General features: G+C 34.8%; 16 protein-coding genes. 13 read left to right on the top strand and 3 right to left on the bottom strand.

Annotated elements, in window-relative coordinates; all coding sequences use genetic code 11:
* Positions 1-39 precede the first annotated feature (39 nt).
* A complete protein-coding gene (locus tag ACIP9C_RS14185; RefSeq protein WP_401011575.1) occupies positions 40-669 on the bottom strand; it encodes a LysE family translocator in 630 nt (209 codons plus the stop codon).
* Positions 670-1,369: 700 nt separating this feature from the next.
* Here ACIP9C_RS14185 and ACIP9C_RS14180 point away from each other — a divergent pair.
* The 6 genes from ACIP9C_RS14180 to ACIP9C_RS14155 all read left to right on the top strand — a co-directional run bounded on the left by ACIP9C_RS14180 (position 1,370) and on the right by ACIP9C_RS14155 (position 6,870).
* Entirely contained in the window at positions 1,370-1,969 is a 600-nt protein-coding gene (locus ACIP9C_RS14180) for an undecaprenyl-diphosphatase (protein ID WP_401011574.1), read from the top strand.
* Positions 1,970-2,328: 359 nt separating this feature from the next.
* Positions 2,329-2,784 (top strand): hypothetical protein, encoded by a 456-nt coding sequence (locus ACIP9C_RS14175; protein ID WP_401011572.1) that lies wholly within the window; start codon positions 2,329-2,331, stop codon positions 2,782-2,784.
* 302 nt (positions 2,785-3,086) lie between these two features.
* The gene (locus ACIP9C_RS14170) at positions 3,087-4,787 is read left to right on the top strand and encodes a hypothetical protein (protein ID WP_401011570.1); all 1,701 of its coding nucleotides are present in this window, start codon (positions 3,087-3,089) and stop codon (positions 4,785-4,787) included.
* A gap of 389 nt (positions 4,788-5,176) precedes the next feature.
* Positions 5,177-5,590, top strand: a complete 414-nt coding sequence (locus ACIP9C_RS14165; protein ID WP_401011568.1) for a hypothetical protein — start codon at positions 5,177-5,179, stop codon at positions 5,588-5,590.
* Between the two features lie 163 nt (positions 5,591-5,753).
* Entirely contained in the window at positions 5,754-6,179 is a 426-nt protein-coding gene (locus ACIP9C_RS14160; protein ID WP_401011566.1) for an acyl-CoA thioesterase, read from the top strand.
* 223 nt (positions 6,180-6,402) lie between these two features.
* Positions 6,403-6,870: a GNAT family N-acetyltransferase gene (locus tag ACIP9C_RS14155; RefSeq protein ID WP_401011564.1), complete on the top strand. Its 468-nt coding sequence runs from the start codon at positions 6,403-6,405 to the stop codon at positions 6,868-6,870.
* A gap of 150 nt (positions 6,871-7,020) precedes the next feature.
* Here the strand turns inward: ACIP9C_RS14155 and ACIP9C_RS14150 are convergent, their stop codons facing one another.
* Together ACIP9C_RS14150 and ACIP9C_RS14145 are read right to left on the bottom strand one after the other, a co-directional pair.
* The gene (locus tag ACIP9C_RS14150) at positions 7,021-8,640 is read right to left on the bottom strand and encodes a hypothetical protein (RefSeq protein ID WP_401011562.1); all 1,620 of its coding nucleotides are present in this window, start codon (positions 8,638-8,640) and stop codon (positions 7,021-7,023) included.
* A 2-nt stretch (positions 8,641-8,642) separates the two neighbouring features.
* On the bottom strand, positions 8,643-9,425 hold the full coding sequence (locus ACIP9C_RS14145) for an ABC transporter ATP-binding protein (protein WP_401011561.1): 783 nt from the start codon (positions 9,423-9,425) through the stop codon (positions 8,643-8,645).
* A gap of 202 nt (positions 9,426-9,627) precedes the next feature.
* Between ACIP9C_RS14145 and ACIP9C_RS14140 the strand changes: the two genes are divergently transcribed.
* The 7 genes from ACIP9C_RS14140 (at position 9,628) to ACIP9C_RS14110 (ending at position 17,433) form a co-directional block, all read left to right on the top strand.
* Entirely contained in the window at positions 9,628-10,344 is a 717-nt protein-coding gene (locus tag ACIP9C_RS14140) for a nucleotidyltransferase domain-containing protein (RefSeq protein ID WP_401011559.1), read from the top strand.
* 113 nt (positions 10,345-10,457) lie between these two features.
* A complete protein-coding gene (locus ACIP9C_RS14135) occupies positions 10,458-11,777 on the top strand; it encodes an SPFH domain-containing protein (RefSeq protein WP_401011557.1) in 1,320 nt (439 codons plus the stop codon).
* 14 nt (positions 11,778-11,791) lie between these two features.
* The gene (locus ACIP9C_RS14130; protein ID WP_401011729.1) at positions 11,792-12,895 is read left to right on the top strand and encodes a TFIIB-type zinc ribbon-containing protein; all 1,104 of its coding nucleotides are present in this window, start codon (positions 11,792-11,794) and stop codon (positions 12,893-12,895) included.
* Positions 12,896-13,103: 208 nt separating this feature from the next.
* Entirely contained in the window at positions 13,104-14,000 is an 897-nt protein-coding gene (locus ACIP9C_RS14125; protein ID WP_401011555.1) for a DegV family protein, read from the top strand.
* Between the two features lie 154 nt (positions 14,001-14,154).
* Positions 14,155-15,360, top strand: coding sequence for an EAL-associated domain-containing protein (locus ACIP9C_RS14120; RefSeq protein WP_401011554.1), 1,206 nt, complete (start codon positions 14,155-14,157; stop codon positions 15,358-15,360).
* A 344-nt stretch (positions 15,361-15,704) separates the two neighbouring features.
* Complete coding sequence (locus ACIP9C_RS14115) at positions 15,705-16,457, top strand: SDR family NAD(P)-dependent oxidoreductase (RefSeq protein ID WP_401011552.1); 753 nt, start codon at positions 15,705-15,707, stop codon at positions 16,455-16,457.
* Positions 16,458-16,701: 244 nt separating this feature from the next.
* Positions 16,702-17,433 (top strand): class I SAM-dependent DNA methyltransferase, encoded by a 732-nt coding sequence (locus ACIP9C_RS14110; RefSeq protein ID WP_401011550.1) that lies wholly within the window; start codon positions 16,702-16,704, stop codon positions 17,431-17,433.
* Positions 17,434-17,535 lie beyond the last annotated feature (102 nt).

Here is a 17,535-nt window from a genome sequence, read left to right as displayed (position 1 = left end):
GGTTTCCTTTCGTGTTCATTTTATGCGCTGTTGTTGAGTTTATAGGAATAACACTTGGTAAGCCTGCTTGCCAAAGTAAATTCCAAAACCAATCATTAATAAGGCTGAGATAAAAGAGATAGTTTTCAAAAGCTTTGTGGACAATAATTTTCGAGCAACACTGGATAAAAAGGCATAAATAAAATCTACGAAAATAATACCAATTAAAATGGAAGTACTTACTAAAATGATTTCATACCCTGTAGAGATATCAGACGCTTTTGCAAGTATGGAGCCATATATTCCTAGCCAGAAAAGGATGGTTAGCGGATTCAAAAAAGACATGAAAAAACCGGCTACGATGGATTGTCTCAGTCGTGTTCTTTTACCAGTTTTAGAATCCATCTCAATTTTATGTAGCGATAGTAAACTTTCGATGCCGGTGTACAAAAGCACAAAACAGCCGAAAGACCAAAGTATTGTTTTCAACCAGATGGAATTGATAAATTGTCCAATTCCAAAATATACGATAAACATATATATAATGTCGGTCGTTATGGCTCCCAGACTAAAAAACCATGCATGAAAAAAGCCATTTTTTAAACCTGTATTTAATAGGACAGTCTTAACAGGTCCAATTGTTGCAGCCATTGATATGCCTAAAAAGATATAGGTAAATATAGAATCCATAAAATAGCCTCCAATTATCAAATGTACTTGCATTTTATTCAAAGGCAAGGACTTTTAGGACAATTTAAAACGGCAATTCTAATAGAATTTTAGGATTGGTATTTTTGTTTATTAGGATAATTAATACTTGTCTAAATATATAATTGTAATTTCACAGAGCAGGTTAGATTAAGAGTTGTTCATTCAGTAGTTACAAGTAAATAATGAACAGTACTCAAAAACAAATAAAGTAAAATAAGTATAATTTTTAGTTAGCGATTGTGGAACAAAAAGGAAATGTAAAACATGTACGATGGTTTGTGATTGGAAATTTGTATTGTAAACTCGGAAGTAGGTTCGGTGCGGTAAAGGTTTTCTCCCTGGTATTTATAAAGAACCTAAATATTAGGGAAAGACAGACCTACGACCGACCAGCGACTCGTAAACTTGTTCGGGCAAGACATACATGGCCTGCCCATATTTTTTTAAGATAATAGGCAAATAAAATAACATCTACAAAATAAACCCGTTCGCTTGTACGTGTATGTCAGAAACCAATCAATTGAGACTACTAATTTGGTAGTCCTTTTTTAATCATAAAGAGTCTAAAGTCAACGTGACAATAATGTTAGATTCCATTATTAATTGTCACCTTTTTCAATGGTTTATAGATATATTTTTGTTTAACATAGCTCTATAAAGCTATAAAGGAGTGAGTATCTTGAATATATCGGAAATAAATAATGACTTATTCAGAATGCTTAATAGTCTGGGGAAAGAATTTCAATTCTTCAATTTACCAATGATTATTATTGCTGAATACACAGTTATTTTCTTAGCTACTTTTGTTATACTATTCTGGTTTACCAAAGATAAAGAAAATAAAATAATGCTCATTTGCGCAAGTATTGCTTTCGTATTGGCTGAAATTATAGGGAAATTTGCAGGATTATTGCATTTTAATCACCAACCATTTGCTGTCCTTTCTAATACGAATCAGTTGATAGAAAAAGCAATAAATAATTCTTTTCCAAGCGATCATACTATATTATTTTTTTCATTCTGTATGTCCTTTTGGTTGTTTAAAAAAGGTAAATGGATTCTGTGGATTTTGCTTGCGATATTAGTCGGAGTTTCGCGCATTTGGGTAGGAGTTCATTATCCTTTAGATGTAATTGTGGGTGCTTTTATTGGAATTACATCTGCAATAATAATTTATTTCACAGTTTCGAAATTGGAGTTAATAGGAAATGGAATTACCAAATATGAATCCATTGAAAAAGGTATCTGTAGAAAATTTCAAAAAGCTAAAAAAATCTAATGTAAACCAAATTAAAGGTCACAATTAACAAAAGGTGGCTTTTTCTTTTGTTTTGAAAACTGCATCAAACAGTAAAAACACTTTGTGATGAGAGAGCGGAGGCCTCGTTACTAACTCAATATGGATGGGGCTTAGAACGTGTAAAAAAACATCAAGATTGGAACGAAAAGGGTTTTAAAGTAAAAAATAAAATTTTGAGTCAGATGATGAAGTAGCCGAAATGCTGCTTCTTTTTTGTTATTTCTATAAGTATTGTTTAACCATCTAACGGAGTAGTTTAATAGGGAGAGAAGGAATTTTCTTATCTGTATAGAAATGGTAGTTAAAGTTGAGTAATACTATTGAAAAGGGGAGGAAATGTGGAAAAAAATATAGGGAAAATTAGTTATTTGTTAATACTAGTTCTTTTTTTATTATTTATGGAGTTATCCCATTCGATAGCTAATAAGGATGAAACCGAAGACAATAATATAACTTGGCATTTAAATAATATTGTAACTTTTGCAAGTACAGAAGAATTTGTGATAAGTGATTATGTTAATGAGCTGAAATTGAATAAAATTAAACAAAGCACAGCTTCTGAATCAAAACGGGTAGAAGCAAAAATTGAATATCGTCTTTTAAAATTGGATAGTAAAGGAACGTTTATAGATACAGGAATTTATAATGTTTTGGAAGGTTCAAAAGGGAAAAACAAAGCTGATGGCAATCTATACGGTTCGATTAGTCCAGGTACCTATAAAATTAAAATCACCAATTTAAATGGTGAAGATTTACAAGTTCATACGGAAAGAATTTTGGTTATTAATAATTAAACTAATGAGGTGCTTTAATAAAATTAAAAAGTAACGTTTGGAACAAATGTAACAAAAATAACAAATGTAAAACATGTATGATAGTTTGTGTTTGAAAATATTTAATGTAAACTCGGGGGTAGGTTCGGTGCGGTAAAGATTTTCTCCTTAGGTATTTATAAAATCCTTAATATCAGGGAAAGCAGACCGACTACCGACCAGCGCCTCATAAACTGGTTCGAGGCAAGACATACATGGCCAGCCTATATTTTTTAGGAGATTAGGTATCTTAAGAGAAAAATGAAAAATTGGAGTGATTTGATTTGACTAAATTTACACCATTGCAAGAAGCTCAAGCCTTCGCAGAAGCTTTTCTACTACCTATTGAGCAGTTATCTATAAACCATCCTTATAAGAAGGATAAAGGTCGATATCCACGAGTGAGAAAATTCATCCAAAACTATTTATTAAATGGTTCAAGTGAAACATTCAATTCTTCTCCAATTCAACAAGGTGTTGGACAATTAATGATGTTCTGTGCTCAGTTCGCCCAACAAAAGGCTCAAGCTGGAGAACATGATGCAGTTTACAAAGAAATTGTTAATACTGTTATTCCAAAACTTATTGATAAAGCTTTTAATTTTCCGACGAATCCAATTGATCAACTAGCAGGTTTAATTTATCTTGGGGCAGCAATGCTTAAGAAATTAGATGAATCTCAGAGCGATGTTTCATTTTCTAATGTAGATACATTGTTAGAGCAATACAGAGAGCATTTTGCTAATGAAGTATTAAGTTCCAGAGAATACAATATTTTAAAGTATTATCGTACTCCGTCTGCTTGGACATACGATGCTTCAGAAAAAGTATATCGTTTTGCTGCTGGGCCATATGAGGGGCAAATCGGATATTGGATTACTACAGCGGACTTATCAACTGATCCTCAGAATGATTACTTAGATAATCCAACTGTTCTTGATGATTCGGGAAAGGTTACGTTCGCTGGTATTCAACCAGGTACAAGCGGTAAAGATTATATTAATCATCATGCATATTTTAATACTAAAAACGAACGATTTATTCTTAATTCCTCACTAAATGCTGTTGCTTGTTGGATGGCTGCGCATGTATATGATGTAAAGGTTAATGAGACTGGAGCTTCATTAGATCCTGCACATAACCTGAAAAATGCAATCCGAGATGTTCTTAGCTATACTCAATGGGGTTCCAATACTTCAGTGGCTAATGCTTCTAAAGGTAGTTTCCAGCAAGAGCCCTATAACAATTCATTATCTGCAAAAAGAGTTCTTCCTGTTCACGGGTTTTCTGATGTGAACCTGACAAATAATATGCTACGTGCTCGATTCGATTCTCCTGCATATAATGCTTTTGCAATAACATTCTTGCAAATTTATGCAAGCTTAATTGAAAACCCAACAGCCTCATCATGGCACAGTCTTGTTCCGAATATAGAATCGGATTCTGGAGTTATGGTTACTCAGTTAATTAATACCTACAAGGAGATTTTTGATAACTATTCAACTATTAAAAATAACTTAGTTAGTAATTCGTTTAGCCAAGCGAAATATTGGGGAATGTACATTCCTGAAAATGCCATGTTAGGTTCATCCGAGTTGATTAAAAATCCGTGGCAAATGCCTAATAAAGGCGAGGGAATCAATCAAGCCATGGTTGGATTATTTAATGTTTATCCTGGAATTACAGGACAAGGAATAGCAAGTATGGATAATAAAGTATCAAAAGCAATTAAACTTCAACTTGATGTTGGTCAAGCTTTACACGGTCAAAGTAAGTTTCCATCGCACGGTCGTTCTGGCCTTTGGGATTTGGCTCGCTTAGATATATTAGCCGATACTTCAAATACAAGTGGAACTGTTGATTCTGCTACAGACCTTACTACCACTGATAAAGAATCTCCGAACTGTGCTGGAGTTCGTCGAGCATTCTACGCTTTAGCTATGGCATTAGCAGTTGATGGTTCTAGTGGTTTTACATTAGATTAATAGGAACTTAGGCTTCCTTCTTCCAAACTTCTATGACCTGAAGAGTGAGCCATCGACAATTATCACAATAACTAAATAGACGAATGCAAGACCCCTTGAGCGGATTCGAGGGGTTTTTATTTTGCTTTGAAAACTACATCAAACAGCTGTATTACTGCTTTCACAAACTTCATAAGTGGCGTCAGAATTTGATCCATTACCCAAATACGAAAAAGCATTCGTTATAGCTGCTGTGCTAATTAAACTTGCTGCTGATGAAAAGGCTGAAAAGGAGGCTAAACGAAGTGGTAATGGCAAGGGGAAGAGAAAGCGATAAATTACCCATTATGCAAAATTGATATAGTTAAATCCCTCTAAATTCTGTATATTTGTGTATGGGAGGGATAATAGTGAAATTTTTCTTGCGTCTTGTATCACTATTTTTATGGTTTTGGGCATTTATTTTTACTATGGCTGGAGTTATAGCTGTCATTCAAACTAATGACTTCATAGGACCGATATTTATTTTACTAATATTTATTAGTATATTTATATACTTAGGAATTTACTTATGGAAAAAGCCAATGAAGTATAACAAAACTATTGATCAAGGAGAAACAGCAGCTGAGAGATTTGAAAGGGAAAGTGAAATTCCAGGTTCAAAGGCTCGTCAACAAAAACTAAATGATACTATTGAGTTGGATATTTTGAAAGGGAGCGATGTAGAGATGGTTAAAGCTTTAAATTGTCCAAATTGCGCTGCAGCATTAAACCCGAAAGAAAACCATTGTGAATACTGTGGTACATCATTATATCAGAAATAACGCAAGTAACATATATGTGTTTATATGGCGTAGAGTATTTATTGATATTTTAAGTTAATTTCAAAATTTATTAACCTTCATTTTTCAACCTATCGAAATCTCCCAAGCCTAAACCCCGCCAAGTCAACATTTTTACGCTATAATGTAGGACGAGGTGAAGAAAATGTTTGTGAGTGAAAAACAGATTGAGATTCGATATGCGGAGACGGACCAAATGGGCGTTGTCTATCACGCAAACTACATCATTTGGATGGAGATTGGTCGTACACAGTTAGTAAGCGATGTAGGATTTGAGTACGCAGCATTAGAAAAAGAAGGCTATGTATCGCCAGTAATGGATTTATCTATTTCTTATAAGGCGGCTATGCACTATGGCCAGGTGGCAACTGTACGCACTTGGGTAGAAAAACATGATCGACTACGTACAACATATGGTTATGAAATTTTACATGAAGATGGCACGATTGCTGCTACAGCACAATCAGTACATATTCTAGCGCACAAAGAAACGTTACGCCCGGTTTCTTTAAGTAAAATTGACCCAGCTTGGGATGCGAAATATAAAGAAATTGCTATTGAAACAAAATAGAACAAAGGCTGTTGTCGCTCTGCGTTTTAAATACTCATAAGAGCATCAATTACGAAGGCAGTACCAGAACAAATAGCTGGTGCTGTCTTTTATTTGTGCTAGTTTCTTCCTTATAAAGATGTTAAACAAATTGGATGATATACCACAATAATACATTTTTATATTGAATATCAAACATAATATTGATACAATAGGAACAAACGTTCTGAAAAGGGGAGAAACCATGCAATTATACATATTTGAAGACAGCTTTATGGCATTAATTGAACAGTATCAATTAACTGAAGAACAACTTGAATTTACAGGAACACCGCAGGAATGTCTTGAGCTTTCTAAAGCGGATGCAAATCGTCACTCAATTTTAGCTATCGATGAAGGGAAGCTTGTTGTTTTCTTTGTATTACATCGAAAAGAGGGTGTAAAGCCATATTCTAATAATGAAAATGCGATATTAATAAGAGCCTTTTCAACTGATTATCGTCATCAAGGAAAAGGATATGCCAAAAAGGCTTTAATGCTATTGCCTGAATTTGTGAAAAAGCAGTATAGCGGGATAAATGAAATTGTATTGGCTGTAAATGTAAAGAATGAAGCCGCACAAGGACTATACAAGAAGTGTGGTTATAGTGATAAAGGTGAAAGAGTATTGGGGATAAAAGGGGAGTTAATCGTAATGAGTCATGAATTGTAAAGCATAATACTTACGGACTGCTCATTAAAAGGATACAAATTATAAAAATCCACCTTGCACTAGTGGAAACAGCTTACACTGTGATCACTAGTAGTAAAGTGGATTTTATTAATTATTAATCCGAATAGTGCTTATTGAAGCTCCTTTGTACTAATCCTTAGATCGTTTAAACATGAGCTTCCAAGAAATGAAATTCGCGATTAGAAGTACAATCAAATAAAGAATTGTACCATAGGATATGCTTGTCGCCATGTAATAGTGCAGACCTGCTAGAATACCTAAAGGAATAAATAATATTAGGGACTGCCAGCTCTGTCCATCACCGATTTCGTCATAGGGTTTCGTAAAAGGAATCTTCCTTCCAGAGCTTACATAACAAATAATCGTGTACAAACAGCTTGCTACTAAAACAGTCAATAAATCTGGGATGATTCTTGGGCCATAAATAAAGCAAAATACTATGCTGAGGACAATATACAAAGGAAAATACAACTTTATTAGAAAAGCTTTTAGACTGCCTTTTTGTAAGTCTGTATAGTCTTTAATTGGGAAGACTTTATATATCCAAGCTGCTTTAAACTTTGCAGAATGGCCTAGCATAATCACGGCTGACGGAATGATTAGCATACTAAAATAAATATTTAAATAACTCATACTGACAGAATAATCAACATCTTCTGCACGAATCATATTAAATATAAAAATAAAAGGAATGACGAAAGAAAAACCTAAAGATGGGTAAACCTTCAATTTAAACTCTCGCTCTTGTTTCATCATAAGGGAGGCAAAACGGTAAAATGCTCTCTCCTCAGTTGATCGGCAAATGAACGTTAATAAATAATCTTTTAGGCGACTTTTCTTTTCTTTTTTTGATTTGCTTGTGCCTAATAACTTTTGTAAATTACGCTCAAATGTTGGGATAAGCCTAATATAAAGCCATATTGAAAAGAGTGGTACGATGACAGAGAAAATAGTGCATAAAATAGTGAAAAATGAGTTATTTCCATTAAGGAATAGCTCATAAGGTGCAGCAAACCACATCGGGATGATGAAAATACTCCACCAATTAAACGTTACGACTATATTAAAATCGACAAATTCAAAGGATCTGATTAGTACTTGATAACCAATCATCAAAACCAATGATAAACCGATTTGCACATAATTGATGATATCCTTTAGTTTTTCTCCATCAAAAAATCTCAAAATCACAATATATAAAATCGACGTTAAAACGACAATGAAAATATTAATAAAGATAAGTTCTAGTACAGTTAATAGAAAGAATAATACCCCTTGAGTAAATAAGCCGACTAAAAGCGGAATCGCTGTTAAGGCAATTGTTAAGTAAGTTAAGTAGATAAGTATATGCATACATTTGGCAGCGTTCGCCGTTTTAGCAGTGATGGGTTTAGTTAAGAGGATGCTTCGATCACGTACATCCAAGAGTACGGAAGAAAAGTCAGAGATTAATGTTGTCATAATGATAAAAATTATCATACCAAAAGCAATACTCATCTGAAAATGATAGTTTTGGCCAAAGACGATAAAAGGAATTAGCACAAGGCCGTATAGTGCATAAATCCATAAAGACTTTATGTAACTATTTTTCTGATCTTTTTTGTTTTGGTTAAAGATGGTCGGTACTTTTCGTTCATCCATAGTTAGTTTAATATGAAGGATTTGTCTCATAATCTGATAATCAATGCCCATTTTCTGAAAAATAAAATGCAATTTATCAAGCAGTTGCAGGATTTTGAAATCTTTCATTTCTACACCTCCTGAACTACTGATACGAATTGTTCACCAATTTCCTTATGATTATGGAAACCTGTAAGTTGATTGAAAATCCCTTCTAAAGTGCCTGCCATATTAGCTGTTTGTAGTTGGGCAAATGTTCCGTCAGCAGCGATTTTTCCATCGTTCAATAAAATGATGCGACTACTGATTTTTTCGACAACATCCATGATATGAGAGGAATAAAAAATTGTTTTCCCTTGGGCTGCTAATTGCGTTAAAATCTCTTTGAAAATCATTACACTATTTGCATCCAAGCCATTAATAGGTTCATCCAAGAACAGTAGATCTGGATTATGTATAAGGCTTGCGATAATTAATAGCTTTTGCTTCATGCCCTTTGAATACGAGGATATCCTTGCATGATATGCTTCTCCAACACCAAACAATTCCATTAATGATTTAGACTTAGTAGCGGCAAACTCAAAATTTAAACCGTAAAGCTGGCCGATAAAGGTCAAATACTCATAACCAGTTAAATTATCATAAACATCAGCTATTTCCGGCACATAGCCAATTTTTCGTTTATATTCAATGTTATTTTGCCTAATATCTTCTCCAAATAGCTTTATTTCTCCACCGTACTCGGCCTCGATTCCTAAAATAATTTTAACAGTCGTACTTTTGCCAGCGCCGTTCGGACCGATATAACCAATAATTTCTCCTCTTGAAACATGTAAGTCAATTCCTTTTAATATTTCCTTGCTGCCATAACTTTTTGTCAAATCCGTAATCGTTAAAATTTCATGATGCTCCATGTTATAGCTCCTTCCTGTTTGGAAAATTACCAATAAAATCACTATCGAGGAAAATGGTTCCACATAGTTATTATACATGATTTTGACAATTTGTTATTATTTACAATTTTTTCTTTTCTTACAGGAACCTCTCCATAAATGTCGAATGTTCATCATAGCCAATTATTTTATAGAAATTGCATAGAAAATTAGAGGTGGTAAAATGGATTATTTAAAAAAGGGCAATGCAATCGATGCAGCACAACTGTTTATTACTAAGCATTTCCCTAATTGCGATGGAGCGTTATTAGCTGGCAGTGTAGTTCGAGGTGAAGCAACAGATACATCTGACCTAGATATCGTAGTTTTTGATAATAATCGCATGACATCTTATCGAGAGTCTTTTATAGCGTTTGGTTGGGCGATAGAGGTGTTTGTACATAATTTGACATCGTATAAGCAGTATTTTGACGAAGATTATAAAAGAGCGATACCTTCCATGCCAAGAATGGTTTCAGAAGGGATCATTTTAAAAGATAACGGGATAATTGATGCTATTAAAGAAGAAGCGAATCAACTTTTAGAAATAGGGCCAGAAGAATGGTCACAACAAACAATTAAAACAAAACAATATTTTATTACCGATGCATTGGATGATTTTATAGGTTGCTCAAATAAAGCAGAAGAATTATTTATAGCGAATGCACTTGCTGAATTGGTAAGTGAATTTGTGTTAAGGACGAACCGTCAATGGATTGGTCAATCGAAATGGGTAGTACGTGCATTATTGCAATATGACGAGACATTTACGCAACAGTTTATTAATGCTTTTGATATTTTTTATAAAACGGGTGCTAAAGAACAGATAATAAATTTAGTGGACAAAGTACTTGAGCCGTACGGTGGGAAATTTTTTAATGGTTTTTCGATAGGGAAATAACATCCGAGCAAAAATTTTGAAACAAATTGTCCTTTCCTGCGTAATACAATAGTGAATACAAAAAATTTAATGATAAAATAGTAAGAAGTATTTATTTAAAGGTGGGAAATAAAATGGGTTTATTAAAAGCGGGTATTGGTGCATTAACAGGTGTATTAGAAGATCAGTGGCGAGAGTATTTCTACTGTGAGTCTTTATCAGCGGATGTGCTTGTCACTAAAGGTGTAAAACGCTCTTCAAAACGCGGCTCAAATAAAGGAAATAATAATATTATTAGTAATGGCTCTATCATTGCAATCAATGAAGGGCAATGTATGATGATTGTCGAGCAGGGTAAAGTGGTGGAGTTTTCTTCAGAATCTGGTGAATATGTCTATGACACATCTACTGAGCCTTCTATTATGTATGGCGATGACCTTTCATCAAACATTACGGAGACGTTTAAGCAATTTGGAAAGCGTTTCACCTTTGGTGGAGAGCCAGGAAAAGATCAGCGTGTGTATTATTTTAATAAGAAAGAAATTGTCGGCAATAAGTATGGGACACCTGCACCGATTCCTTTCCGTGTCATTGACCGCAATATTGGCTTAGATATTGATATTGCAATTCGTTGTCATGGTGAGTATTCATATAAAATTGTAGACCCATTGTTATTTTATACAAATGTCTGTGGAAATGTAGAGAGTGAATATACTCGTGACGCAATTGATAGTCAATTAAAAACAGAGCTTATGACAGCTTTACAGCCAGCCTTTGCTCATATTTCTGCAAGTGGCGTACGATATAGTGAAATACCTGCCCATACAGTGGCGCTAGCTGATGCCCTTAACAAAGTATTATCAGAAAAATGGCTAGCAACACGCGGTTTAGCTGTTGTGTCTTTTGGAATTAGTTCATTAAAGGCATCTGAAGAAGATGAAGCGATGATTAAACAACTACAGCGTAATGCAGTAATGCGTGATCCAGGGATGGCTGCTGCTCACTTAACTGGTGCTCAGGCTGAAGCGATGATTGCTGCTGCACACAACGATGGGGGTGCGATGGCAGGATTCATGGGTATGAACATGGCAACACAATCAGGTGGTGTCAATGCAAGTCAACTATTCCAAATGAGCGAGCAAAATAAACATGCGCAAGCAACTACGCAAACACAATCAAGCCCTTCTAATACTTGGACATGTACATGTGGGCAGGAGAATACAGGTAAATTTTGTTCTAATTGTGGGACATCAAAGCCAGTAGAAGAGGGCTGGACATGTGTATGTGGCACGATCAATAAAGGTAAATTCTGTAGTGAATGTGGGGCCAAAAAACCGACAGGAGCATTGCAATATGCTTGTGATAAATGTGGGTGGGAACCAGAAAACCCTGCAAATCCTCCAAAGTTTTGCCCTGAATGTGGCGATATTTTTGATGATAATGATTTGAAGTAAGGAGATGACTGATGATGACGACGCAAGAAGCGGAAAACGTCAAAGAGGCAAAGCTAGAATTCGATGCTGAATGTCCATCATGCAGTGCATCAATTGAATTTAATCCAGCAACTGGCAAGCTGACTTGTCCTTACTGTGGCTTTGAAACAGAGATTGCTACACCAGAAATGGAACAAGAAAAAGTGGCGCAGGAAATGGATTTTACAAAAGCTGAGGAACGAGGAAACTTTAACTGGGGCGTAGAGAAAAAAACAGTTATTTGTAAAGCTTGTGCAGCTGAAACAATTTACGATGCATTACAAGTAGCGGATAGCTGTCCGTATTGTGGCTCAAATCAAGTAATGGAAGCCAGTGCTGAAAACACACTTGCTCCAAATGGCGTTTGTGCTTTCGAAGTAACAGATAAACAAGCAGGGGAAAATTTTCAAAAGTGGATTAAAGGAAGATGGTTTACGCCGAAAGCAGCAAAAATTAGTGCAAGACCAGATTCTTTTAAAGGTGTTTATCTACCATATTGGACATTTGATACAAAAACAAGCTCACGCTACTCAGCAAGCTATGGCAAACATCGTACGGTAACGGACAAAGATGGCAATCAAAAGACTGTAACAGATTGGTATTCTACAAGTGGTTTTTACCAGGAGTTTATAGATGATCATTTAATAAGTGCAACGACCCGTTATGATCGTCAAATGATGCGTAAAATTGAGCCATTTAACTTACTGAATAATAAATCCTATAAGCCAGAATATGTGGCAGGTTTTCTGTCAGAGCGATATAGCATTGGGTTACAGGATGGATGGAGTCAAGCAAAGAGAGAAATTCACGACCACTTAAATGCGCAAATTACTTCAAAAATTCGTATAGAGAAGTTTGCAGATGTTGTGTCCAATGTGCGCTTTTCTACAACACATGATGACATTACCTATAAATATTTAATGTTACCAATTTGGCTTTCTTCTTTCCGATATAAAGATAAAATTTTTAGATTTATGGTGAATGGTCAAACGGGGCGTGTAGGAGGAGATGCCCCGATTTCCCCACTACGTGTAACGATTGCAGTTCTTTTATCGTTGATGGTCCTAGCTGTAGTTTGGTATTTCTTTATGAATGAATAAGCGATAGCAGTATTCTAAAAGTGTGAACACTACATACTTTTTGGAATACTGTTTTTTTATTGCGAATATTGTCGGAATAATGTCGAACAATGTAAATAAATTTTCTGATTATGATAAATGTCACTATTCATCACGGTTCTGTCTATGTATAGTTGCATAAGCTATAAGGATAATAATATTTTACAATAGACAAGGAGCACAGCATTTAATGAAAAAGAAAATAGCATGGGTTACAGATACAGCAGCATTGTTAGATGAAAAATTCATACAGGACAATCAAATTCACGTTTTACCACTTAATATTGTTTTTGACGAAGGTGTATTACGAGAAACTGTTGATATGACACATGATGAATTTTATGACAAACTTCGTACTACTAAAACACATCCAAAGACATCTCAGCCTGCCATTGGTGATGTGGTAGAGTTATATAAATCGTTAAAGCAGCAGGGCTATGCCTGTGCTATTGCTATTCATACTTCGCAACATTTGTCGGGCACTTATTTAAGCGCTTTCACGGCAGCACAACAAGCGGAATTTGAGGTATATCCAATCGATTCAAAAATCGGCTCATTTCCAATGATGAAAATGATTGAACTGGGTCAGCAATTAGAGCGAGAAGGTTTCGAACCAAATCAAATCGTTGAAAAGATAAATGAACTTGCTGATCATAGTGAGCTATCCTTTATCCCGGCAAGCTTATCACAATTGCATAAAAGTGGTCGCGTTTCAGGAACACAGGCATTTTTGAGTCACCTATTAAATATAAAGGTCGTTATTTCTTTTGAAAATGGGAAAGTTGTTATGAAAGAAAAAGTACGCGCAGCAACAAAAGCAAAAGCGTATGTGGAGAGTCTTTTAAGCAACGATTTGGAATCAAGTATTATCCCAGAGGTGGCAGTTATTCACTGCAATAATGAAGAAGGCGCGATTATTTGGAAAGCAGCTTTAGAAAAAGCTTATCCTCTTATTACTTTTCGTGTTCTGCCATTGAGTGCTTGTGTGGGCGTTCATGCAGGAGAGGGTACGCTTGGATTGAGCTGGGTGCGTCTGCCAGAACTTATAGCACCGAAACGGCAAGAAAAAGAATTAGTGACCATTTAAAGTGATTGGCTATTGGCCAAAAATTGTGCATGTGAAGTTGCGAAATTCCTATAAACACACTATTATACAGTCAGAGAGCTTTTTCATAAAATGAACTGTAGATGTAATGTTATTTTTGAATAATAATCATTATTCAAGTATGGAGGTTTCGACAATGGACGCAATTGAAGTGTTAACTAATTTAGATCAAATACATGGGTATTTTCAACCTATATTTAGCGCTGATGCGCATACGGTGATTGCCTACGAAATTTCCGGTCAGTTACAAATAGAAGGACAGCAAATTAACTTAAAAGACTTTGTTAATAATGAAGATATTCCAGAAGAATATCGTATTGATATGGAACATAAAATTTTGCACGCAGCACTAACCCAAATAGACACAATAGCATCTGACATTGATATTTATATTCCTAGTAATCCGAATTTGTTAATGCAAGATTTCGGTGAAAGTCATTTTAATATTATTCAACAATATATTGGCGAAGATGACTTACACCGCATCGTATTGGTAGTTTCCGAGCATCGGTTTTTAGGTGATATCAATAAACTACACCATGCACTTCGTTATTTTACTACATTTGGTGTAAAAATAGCTGTACAGGAAGTAGGAGCTGAAAGCCATTTAGAGCATATCGCATTATTATCACCTCAAATTTTAAAGGTAAATATTCGCGATTTGAATTATGATTCGTGGTCTGCCCAATCCGACATGATTTCTGCAATTGGAAGTTTGGCTTATAAAATAGGCGCAAACCTATTGTTTGAAGGGATTGGCACAGTTTATCAATTGCAATTTGCTTGGAAAAATGGAGGACGCTTCTATCAAGGTTCTTATTTAGCAAATGCTGCAAAGACATTTGTGGAGAAAGATATATTAAAGGAACGTTTTAAGGAAGAATGCCAGCAATTTATTACTTCTGAAAAGAAAATGCTTGAGGCCCAATATTTCGAGTTAAAGAAATTAAGAGAAGAGCTAGAGGCAATTGTTCATCGTGTAAAACCTTCTAGCGATAATATTTCACAATTAGAGCATTTAGCAGAACTATTAGATCATTATTCATTCCGATTATACATTTGTAATGAAGATGGTTTCCAATTAACGCCCAACGTTATGCGTTTAGAAGGGAATTGGGAATTACAACCAAACGCTATTAATAAAAATTGGAGTTGGCGACCATATTTCCTGCAAACAATTATTAAAATGCGTAATGATCAAAATGGGGAAATTTCAGAACTGTATCGAGATATCGAGACAGGGGAAATTACTCGGACGTTTTCGATTGCCATCAATGAACACGAATATTTATTCGTCGATCTTTCTTATGATTTTCTCTATGAGCATAATATATTTCGATAGAGTGATAAATGCTTATATATCAAGTGTTGTGGGGTACAAATTTAGTTTGTACCCCGATTTTGTGTTGCTCCAAATGTAGATGAAAATGTGTTTATTCTATTTGTTAACTAGTCATATTGAATAATCGCAAAAAGTGAAACAAATTTATTCCTTTTACCGGTCTTTTCCTTTTTAAATTTTATGATAGGTGAAAATATGAAAAAACGGGACTCAAGCCTTTTAATCGTTTCTGGTAATGGTGATGATTATATAATCCCATCTCAGTAGAATACTTAATATTCCCTTGTGGTAAAATTTATCATATAGAAAATGAATATCAAGTACCTAATACTAGGAGGGAAACTATGCAAAACTTACTTGGAAAAGTGGTTTTAATAACAGGAGCAAGCTCAGGAATTGGACGGGCTACAGCGGAATTACTCGCGTCTAAAGGTGCGAAAATTATTGTTAACTATCTTTCGAATAAAAAAGGTGCTTTAGCAACAGTACAGTGCATTCAAGAGAATGGTGGAGAGGCGATAATCATTCAAGCTGATGTCACAATTAAAGAGCAAGTGAATGCAATGATAGATCAGGCTTTAGCCTCTTTTGGGAAAATTGATATATTAATTAATAATGCTGCGGGTGGTATCCGACAGAGTAAATTTATGGATGCAAGTGAAAAATTGTGGGAAGAAACATATAGACTAAATATTGTTAGTGTTCTTTTGTGTTCACAAGCGGTATTAACACATATGATTCCAAGAAAAGTAGGCAAAATAATCAATATTTCTTCAACGGCTGCTCGTATCGGAGGGGCTGGTGAAAGCATCCATTACGCTGCTTCCAAGGGGGCCTTAAATACAATGACCATTGGCATGGCCAAAGAACTAATCGAATTTGGCATCATTGTAAACGGAGTAGCACCTGGGATGGTGGAAACTCCCTTCCATGAAAAGTTTGCGCCAAATGATGATCGACTTTCTCGCATGTCTGCAACTATACCTATTAAACGAGTAGCACAACCAGGTGAAATTGCAGAAACTATAGCTTTTCTTGCATCAGATGCTTCGAATTATATATTAGGTGAAATCATTAATGTTAGTGGGGGGAGATAGTTTTTTATTTAAATAATGTAATGAATAACTTATTCTAACTATTGGTTTCATCATTACCTTAATGATGATGAAAATTAAAAAGGTTAATGAGAAGCAAGATAATTATAGAAAAAAATAGATATCTCCAAATAGTTGCGCATATTAGTGAGTACTTATATGTGCTCTTTTTATTTTTTATTTTTAAACAATATATTCCAATTGTGAGATATGATAATTAGTGAAAACCTACTAAGGAGTGAAACGCATGGAATACAATGGTGCATCTGCATACAACGATGAAAAATTTTTCAAGGATTACATGTCCAGAAGAAATCGTGTGGAAAGTCCGAACAATATCATTGAAAAGCCAATATTGTTAGAACTTATCAGTGATGTTGCGGGAAAAAAGGTGTTAGATTTAGGATGCGGTGACGCTCAGTTTGGGTTGGAGCTTCTACAAAAAGGGTGTGTCCACTATGATGGCGTTGATGGCTCTGAAAATATGGTTAAAAAAGCTACTAAAAATCTTAATGAAACAAAGGGAAATGTGCATCATTCTTCAATGGAAGCATGGAATTTTCAAAAAGAAAAGTATGATTTAGTTTTTTCACGATTAGCTCTACATTATTTAGCAGATTTAAAAAGTATTTTTATGGATATTCATAAAACCTTATCATCTAAAGGAAAATTTATATTTAGTGTTCAACATCCTATATTAACTTCATCAATAAAAAGTGCAGCCACTTCCGCCACAAAGACAGATTGGATCGTCGATGATTATTTTTATAGTGGCAAAAGAGTAGAACCATGGATAAATAAAAATGTTGTTAAGTTTCATCGGACTGTTGAAGAGTATTTTCAACTTTTAAAGTTTGCTGGATTTACAATTAATGATATTCGAGAAGGAGTGCCTAAAAGCGAAAATTTCAGCAGTGAAAGTGAATTTCAACGAAGAATGAGAATTCCGCTTTTTTTAATATTTTCATGTGAAAAATAAAAAAAGAGAGGAAAATAAAGGATATTAAAACGTTTGGTGAAAAAGAAGAAGGTAAAGAATACATATGGAGACCTGCTATCTAATGAAGCAACTCGCTGCTCC

It is taken from the genome of Lysinibacillus sp. NPDC093210 (assembly GCF_044753985.1).
Taxonomy (GTDB): domain Bacteria; phylum Bacillota; class Bacilli; order Bacillales_A; family Planococcaceae; genus Lysinibacillus.
This window is presented reverse-complemented; position numbering and strand designations above follow the sequence as displayed.

Excerpts from the sequence above, each read along its gene's own strand:
- ACIP9C_RS14155 (WP_401011564.1), top strand. The coding sequence starts at position 6,403 with ATGCAATTATACATATTTGAAGACAGCTTTATGGCATTAATTGAACAG.
- ACIP9C_RS14150 (WP_401011562.1), bottom strand. The coding sequence starts at position 8,640 with ATGAAAGATTTCAAAATCCTGCAACTGCTTGATAAATTGCATTTTATT.
- ACIP9C_RS14130 (WP_401011729.1), top strand. The coding sequence starts at position 11,792 with ATGACGACGCAAGAAGCGGAAAACGTCAAAGAGGCAAAGCTAGAATTC.
- ACIP9C_RS14185 (WP_401011575.1), bottom strand. The coding sequence starts at position 669 with ATGGATTCTATATTTACCTATATCTTTTTAGGCATATCAATGGCTGCA.
- ACIP9C_RS14115 (WP_401011552.1), top strand. The coding sequence starts at position 15,705 with ATGCAAAACTTACTTGGAAAAGTGGTTTTAATAACAGGAGCAAGCTCA.
- ACIP9C_RS14160 (WP_401011566.1), top strand. The coding sequence starts at position 5,754 with ATGTTTGTGAGTGAAAAACAGATTGAGATTCGATATGCGGAGACGGAC.
- ACIP9C_RS14140 (WP_401011559.1), top strand. The coding sequence starts at position 9,628 with ATGGATTATTTAAAAAAGGGCAATGCAATCGATGCAGCACAACTGTTT.
- ACIP9C_RS14125 (WP_401011555.1), top strand. The coding sequence starts at position 13,104 with ATGAAAAAGAAAATAGCATGGGTTACAGATACAGCAGCATTGTTAGAT.
- ACIP9C_RS14120 (WP_401011554.1), top strand. The coding sequence starts at position 14,155 with ATGGACGCAATTGAAGTGTTAACTAATTTAGATCAAATACATGGGTAT.
- ACIP9C_RS14110 (WP_401011550.1), top strand. The coding sequence starts at position 16,702 with ATGGAATACAATGGTGCATCTGCATACAACGATGAAAAATTTTTCAAG.
- ACIP9C_RS14135 (WP_401011557.1), top strand. The coding sequence starts at position 10,458 with ATGGGTTTATTAAAAGCGGGTATTGGTGCATTAACAGGTGTATTAGAA.
- ACIP9C_RS14145 (WP_401011561.1), bottom strand. The coding sequence starts at position 9,425 with ATGGAGCATCATGAAATTTTAACGATTACGGATTTGACAAAAAGTTAT.